Genomic DNA, 6,701 nt, shown 5'->3' on the forward strand with positions numbered 1-6,701 from the left:
TGCGGGTGCGCCGTGGCCGCCCGCGCCCGCGCGGCGGAGCCGCGGATCTACGCGGCCCCCCGCCCCTGAGCCCGCTGCAGTTCATGGCGCAGGCCGTCCAGCTCGTTCCCGCCGGCCATTTGCCGCGTCAGCTCGTCCAGGGTGATCTCCTCCCGGGTGTGGTCGCCTGCCATCGTGCCGCGCTTGAGCAGGACGAACCGGTCCCCCACCAGGTACGCGTGGTGCGGGTTGTGGGTGATGAAGACGACGCCCAGGCCCTGGTCGCGCGCCGCGGTCACGTACTTCAGGACCACACCCGACTGCTTCACGCCCAGGGCCGCCGTGGGCTCGTCCAGGACGAGGACCTTCGCTCCGAAGTACACCGCGCGGGCGATGGCCACGCACTGGCGTTCGCCGCCGGAGAGGGTGCCGATGGGCTGGTCGACGTCGCGGAGGTCGATGCCCATGCGCAGGAGTTCCGCGCGGGTGGTGCGGCGCATGCGGCCGACGTCCATGCGCTTGAAGGGGCCGGCGCCCTTGCGGGGCTCGGAGCCGAGGAAGAAGTTCCGCCACACCGGCATCAGCGGGACGACGGCCAGGTCCTGGTGGACGGTGGCGATGCCCCGGTCCAGGGCCTCGCGCGGCGAGGCCAGGCGGGTCTCCTGGCCGTCGAGGGCGAGCGTGCCGCCGTCGTGCCGGTGCAGCCCCGAGATGATCTTGATCAGGGTGGACTTGCCGGCACCGTTGTCGCCCAGCACACAGGTGATCTCGCCCGCGTGCACCTCCAGCGACACGCCCTCGAGGGCACGGACGTTGCCGTAGTGCTTGCTGACGCCGGACAGCTCCACGAGGGCCGTACGGGAGTCGGTCCGGGTCATGCCGAGGCCTCCGCGCGGCGTCGTACCCAGGTGTTGAGCAGGGTGGCGAGGAGCAGCATCGCTCCGAGGAAGAACTTGAACCAGTCGGGGTTCCACTCGGCGAAGACGATGCCCTTGCTGGTCATGCCGAAGAGCAGCGCGCCGACCGCCGAGCCGACGGCGCTGCCGTGGCCGCCGGTGATCAGGCAGCCGCCGATGACGGCCGCGATGATGTAGATCAGCTCGTTGCCGACGCCTTCGCCGGACTGGACGACGTCGTAACTGAGGAGCAGGTGCTGACCGCAGATCCAGGCGCCGAGGGCGACGCCCATGTAGAGGGCGGTCTTGGTCCGGGTCACGGGGACACCCACCGCGCGGGCGGCCTGTTCGTTGCCGCCGACCGCGAAGATCCAGTTGCCGGCGCGGGTGCGCAGCAGGATCCAGCTGCCGAGGGCGACCAGGGCGAGCCACCACAGCACGGTGACCTTGACGTGCATGCCGCCGACGGTGAGCGTCGACGCGAAGAGCGCCCGCGCGGTGGTGAAGCCCTCCATGTCGGCGATGGTCCTGGTGGAGACGGTGCCGCTGATCAGCTTGGTGAAGCCGAGGTTCATGCCGGTCAGCATCAGGAAGGTGCCGAGCGTGACGATGAAGCTGGGCAGCTTCGTGCGGGCCAGCATGATCCCGTTGAAGGCGCCGATGGCGAGCGTGACCAGCAGGGACACGCCGACGCCTACCCAGACGTTGGCGGTCATCTGGTAACTGAACATCGACGACACCAGTGCCGACGACGTGACCAGGACCCCGGCCGACAGGTCGAACTCGCCGCCGATCATCAGCAGGGCGACCGGGACGGCCATGATGCCGATGGTGGAGGAGGCGTAGAGGACGGTGCCGAGACTGGAGGCGCGCAGGAAGCTGTCGGCGGCCAGGGCGAAGCAGCAGAAGACGGCGACCGCGCCGACGAGGGAACCGAGCTCGGGTCTGGTCAGCAGCCGCTGGAGCGGCGAAGAGCTGCGCAGAAACCTTTCGTCAGATACATCGGGAGTCGCGCTCATCGGGTACCCCGCCGCGTGTAGTCCTCGAGGGCGGCGGCGTCGTCCCCGGTGACGACGTGCGGTCCGGTGAGCACGGGCCGGCCGCCGCCGAGGACGTCGGCGTTGTACCGGTACAGCCACAGCAGGTCGACCGCCTCGTAGCCCTGGAGGTAGGGCTGCTGGTCGACGGCGAAACCGAGGCTGCCGTCCTTCAGGCCGGCGGCGACCTTGGCGTTGAGGTCGAAGGTGTCGATCTCGGCGTCGCTGCCCGCCCCCTCGCGGGCCTTGACGGCGGTGTCGGCGTAGGGGGCGCCCAGGGTGACGACGGCGTCCACGGCGGCGTCGGACTGCAGCCGGGCCTCGATCGCCGACTGCACGTCGGGCATGCTCGTGCCGTTGACGTGGAGGCGGACCACCGTGCCGTCGAAGGTCTCCTCCACCCCGTCGCAGCGCTGCTCGTGACCGACGTTGCCCTGCTCGTGCAGGACACAGAGCACCTTCTCGCGCCCCCGCTCGTTCAGCTCCTCGCCGACCGCCTCGCCGGCGATCGCCTCGTCCTGGCCGATGTGGGCGAGCGCGCCGAACTCCTTGGACTCGGCCGAGCCGCTGTTCACGGTGACGACCGGGATGCCGGCTCTGCGGGCCCGCGCGAGGGACGCCCTCATCGCGTCCGGCTTGGCGAGGGTGACGATGATGCCGTCCACCTTCTTGTCGACGGCCGCCTCCACGAGCTGCGCCTGCTGCTGGGCCTCGTCGTCGTGCGAGTAGAGGAAGCGGACGTTGTCCTTCAGCGCGGCCTGCTCCGCGCCGCTCTGGACGATGTCCCAGAAGGTGTCGCCGTCCCCCGCGTGGGTGATCATCGCGAAGGTCCAGCGGGGGGTGTCCACCGCCGCCCCGCCCCGGGCCGCCGCGGCCGCGCGGGCGTCCTCCGCCCGTTTGCCGCCGGTACTGCTGCACCCGGCGAGCGAGAGACCCAACGCCCCCGCCAGCGCGATGCCCACCCAGGTCGAAAACCGTGACACGAGGACTTGCCCTTCTTGCTGTGCTCTTGCGTACGCAAGGGGCCGATGACCGCACCGGCCCCAAACGCCCCATTCTCGAACACGGGCATCGGGCGTCCCCGCGCGGGGACCGGCAGCCGGTCACATTGTCCGGACATGAAGACCGCACGGGGTGTGCGCCGCGTCGGATTGTCAGGACCGTACAAGCAGCTGGAACTCGAACGAGTAGCGGGAGGGCCGGTAGGTATGGGTGCCGAACTCCACCGCGCGACCGGTGTCGTCGAAGGTCACGCGCTCCATGGTGAGCAGCGGGGCGCCGGTCCCCTCGTCCAGCCGCTCGGCCTCACCGGCGGTGGCGGCACGGGCGCCGATGGTCTGGCGGGCGCTGTGCAGGGTGATCCCGGCGGCCCGCATCAGCCGGTACAGACCGGTGGCCTCCAGCCGGCCGGTGTCCAGGTCGAGCAGGCCGGGCGGCAGGTAGTTGCACAGGTACGCCATCGGCTCCCCGTGGGTGAGCCGCAGCCGTTCGATCCGGTGCACCTCGCCGCCCTCGGCCACGCCGAGCGCGCCCGCGACCTCGGCGGACGCCGCCACAACGGTGTTGACCAGCACTTTCGTCCCGGGGCGCTGACCGGCCGCCTCCAGGTCGTCGTAGAGACTGCTGAGCTCCAGCGGGCGCTTGACCCGGCTGTGCACCACCTGGGTGCCGACCCCGCGGCGGCGCACCAGCATCCCCTTGTCGACGAGGGACTGGATGGCCTGGCGGACGGTCGGCCGGGACAGACCGAGCCGCGCGGCGAGCTCGATCTCGTTGCCCAGCAGGGTGCCGGGGGTCAGCACACCGTGCTCGACGGCGGACTCCAGCTGCTGGGACAGCTGGAAGTACAACGGCACGGGGGAGCCGCGGTCCACGCTCAGCTCCAGCTGTACGGTCGGGTCCACTTCTGGTTTCGGCACGGGCCGAGCGTAGCCCCGTGCGCTGTTGACGGGAAGTCGTGTAGTTCGGTTGTCCGGACATGCCCATGGACAGGGGGCGGCGCGGGCCCCGCTTCGTTCCCACACGCGTCGGGGTCACCGGTGCGGGCCGCATCGGAACCCCTCACGCCCACACGCTCAGCAGGCACCCCCGCTCCCGAGCCCGGTCACCGGTTCGATCCTCATGCCCGCCCCGCCCTTCCGGCACCACCGCAGCACACGCGTACACATCGCCCTGGCGGCCGGACTGGCCCGCCGCAGGTCGCGGTGATCACGTCAGGGACTGCGCCGCAGTAGATCCGGCATCCACTGCGGCATCTGTGGCCGTGTGGTCCTCCATTTCGTCAGTGCACGAGCCGCCCCGCTCAGGAGGATCACCATCCAAGGACTGATCACCGCCGTTGCGGCTGGTGACGATCCTGCCGGCTCATTCCGTGTCCGGCGGGGCTGGGCGGCTCGTTGGTCGGGACAGCAGCGGCCGTCTTGGCGTTCCCGGTCGCGGGTGGGGTGTGGGATGTCGATGCGGCCGAGGCCGTGGCCGAAGGTGCCTGAGCTGACCGCGCAGGTGGCGCGGGCAATGGCGGCACGGGCTCGTACCCGTTGGCGATGCGGGTCCGTGACGAGCTGGGCGAGTTGATCAGGGCGAATCAGCTGAACGGCTGGTCCTCGTGGAGTGCCTGGCCGGCCTTTTCAGCCGCCCTGAGCGGGCCCTGGCGTCACCTGCGCCAGAACAGGTGATGCGTCACGCCGCTCGGGCTGGGCACGACCTCCAGGTGGAACCGGTCGAGCAGCTCGTCGGGGGACTCCCACAGCCGTAGTCCGGACCCGAGCTTTACCGGCGAGACCGCCACATGCATGGTGTCGACGAGGCCGGCATCAAGGAACTGCCGGATGGTGGTGACCCCACCACCGAGTCGGACGTCCTTGCCCTGTGCCGCTTCCCGCGCCCGTTCGAGGACCGTGGCGGGGTCGCCGTCGACGAAATGGAACGTGGTGTCGGAGAGCGTGAACGACGGGCGCTCGTGGTGGGTCATGACGAACACCGGCGTGCGGAACGGGGGCTCCTCCCCCCACCAGCCGCGCCACTCATGGCCCTGCCAGGGACCGCGCTGGGGCCCGAACTTGTTGCGGCCCATGATCTCGGCACCGATGTTGCGTGCGAAGTCTCGCGTGAAGTAGTCGTCGAGGCCCCGGCTCCCGCCGGGATCCGTGCGCATGGGCCGGCTCGCCGTGGCTCCGGCCCAGGCGAACAGCCTCTCGGGACGGTCGAGGCCGAACGGCCGCTCGAGACTCTGGTGCTCACCGGCACCGATTCCGTCACTCGAGACGTTGAAGTTCATGACTCTCAGCAGTTGATCCACGTGTTTCCTCGTCAGGTCCTGTCGCGTCATCGTGTGGCGAGGCGCCGCACATCATGACGTCGAACGGGACGTGGCCGGATCGACAGCGGCCCGCAACTTTTTTCCGAGGCGCGTCAGGAAGCAGCCCCGCCGACCGTGAGGCCGTGACGGACGCGGACGGCTCGGCGGTTCAAGAATGGGTGCTGACCGGGTAAGAGCTCGCGCAGATTGGTGAGACGGGGCCATCGGTTGTGCCGTACGAGATAGTGACGGATTGTGACGGCGGCTTGTCAGGGAGGCGGTAGCAGGGCGAGTGCCTGGATCCGGGAGGCTGGGAAGTCGCTGCCGCACGCGGGGCACCCGTTGATCAGTTGGTGTGCTGCGAGATGGCGGCCGAAAAATGGGATGCCAGCGTCTGGGTAGAGGCCCTGGAAACGTACCGTACAGACGTGGCAGGTCAGGCGGTGGATCTCTGCGAGGACAGCGTCTCGCAGGTCCTGTGGGGCTGGCTCCGCCTTCCCGGGGAACTCCAGGAACGGCCGGTTCGCAGGCCAGACTGCTGCGTAGGCGCCCTCTGGCCCTCGGCGAGGGCGGAGCAGTGCCGGACGGAAGCGGCCCTCGAGGTGGGCGAGAACTGCGGCAGTGGGTTGCAGCGCCTCAGGGACGGGGCCACGCGTGAACACGTCAAGTTCGGCCCAGGGCAGGGCGAATCGCCACGTCGGCTGTGGGGTGCTGTTGTCCATGGTGTCCGCCATTGTGGCTGGTATCGCTTCTGGCTCCGGCCATGACGGTCACGGACACTGCAAGGGCCGAGCATGCCATCGGTGCGTTCTCCGGGCACGGCGGATGAGGCTGCGGACGGTGGTGATCGTGTCCGCCAGGCCGAAGAAGACGTTGATCACGGTGGCTCGGCGTTCGTAGCAGCGGGCGAGGCGGTGAAAGGCGTTCCGCCAGGCGTGGGTGCGTTCGACGTGCCGCGTCTGCCGGCCTGGATCGGTGCCTTCTCGCCTTTATGCGCGATCTGGCCGTGCAGCTGGCGTTCGCTGAGCGTGGTGCGGGTAACGGCCGAGTCGCAGCCGGCGTTCAGGCGCACGGTGATGTCGTCGGGTAGCGGGCCGAGATCCTCCAGACAGTCCAGGGCCGGGGCCGGCAGCGGAGAGTCGTGGCGGTTCGCCCCGGCGAACACGCGGCCGAGCGGGATGCCGTAACCATCCGTCATACCCGAGCGCTTCAGGTCCTGCTTGCCGCGATCGTCCGGGGGCCGTCCGGCGGCTTCTCCGCCGCCGGGGGCCTCGGTGATGGCGCCGTCGATGGCGATCTGGTCCAGCACGAGGCCGACGGTCCGGTCGTACGCCTCCAACGCGAGCTGTCTGAGCCTGGCGAACACGCCGAGCCGGATCCACTCGTCACGGCGGTTGCGGATCGTAGTCGCTGAGCATGTGCTGTCGGCGATGGCTTCATTCGAGCGTTGGGTATCGGCTCGCCGGGCGACTGCGCAAGCGGGTTTCAGCT

General features: G+C 69.9%; 6 protein-coding genes and 1 pseudogene. All 7 read right to left on the reverse strand.

Annotated elements, in window-relative coordinates:
• Positions 1-47: 47 nt before the first annotated feature.
• Positions 48-857 (reverse strand): ATP-binding cassette domain-containing protein, encoded by an 810-nt coding sequence (locus KYY02_RS30840; RefSeq protein WP_371243776.1) that lies wholly within the window; start codon positions 855-857, stop codon positions 48-50.
• Positions 854-1,894: an ABC transporter permease gene (locus KYY02_RS30845; RefSeq protein ID WP_371243781.1), complete on the reverse strand. Its 1,041-nt coding sequence runs from the start codon at positions 1,892-1,894 to the stop codon at positions 854-856. The genes KYY02_RS30840 and KYY02_RS30845 overlap by 4 nt, the downstream gene beginning before the upstream one ends.
• Positions 1,891-2,895, reverse strand: a complete 1,005-nt coding sequence (locus KYY02_RS30850; protein WP_371243785.1) for a sugar ABC transporter substrate-binding protein — start codon at positions 2,893-2,895, stop codon at positions 1,891-1,893. Before KYY02_RS30850 ends, KYY02_RS30845 begins: the two co-directional genes overlap by 4 nt.
• Before the next feature lie 171 nt (positions 2,896-3,066).
• Positions 3,067-3,816, reverse strand: coding sequence for a GntR family transcriptional regulator (locus KYY02_RS30855; protein ID WP_371243794.1), 750 nt, complete (start codon positions 3,814-3,816; stop codon positions 3,067-3,069).
• Positions 3,817-4,565: 749 nt separating this feature from the next.
• The gene (locus KYY02_RS30860; RefSeq protein ID WP_371243788.1) at positions 4,566-5,210 is read right to left on the reverse strand and encodes a dihydrofolate reductase family protein; all 645 of its coding nucleotides are present in this window, start codon (positions 5,208-5,210) and stop codon (positions 4,566-4,568) included.
• 269 nt (positions 5,211-5,479) lie between these two features.
• A complete protein-coding gene (locus tag KYY02_RS34085) occupies positions 5,480-5,944 on the reverse strand; it encodes a hypothetical protein (RefSeq protein ID WP_503167880.1) in 465 nt (154 codons plus the stop codon).
• A 36-nt stretch (positions 5,945-5,980) separates the two neighbouring features.
• Positions 5,981-6,701 (reverse strand): annotated as a pseudogene (locus tag KYY02_RS30865) (transposase family protein); the annotation flags it as partial.

It is taken from the genome of Streptomyces pimonensis, from assembly GCF_041380215.1.
Classification (GTDB): Bacteria; Actinomycetota; Actinomycetes; order Streptomycetales; family Streptomycetaceae; genus Streptomyces; species Streptomyces pimonensis.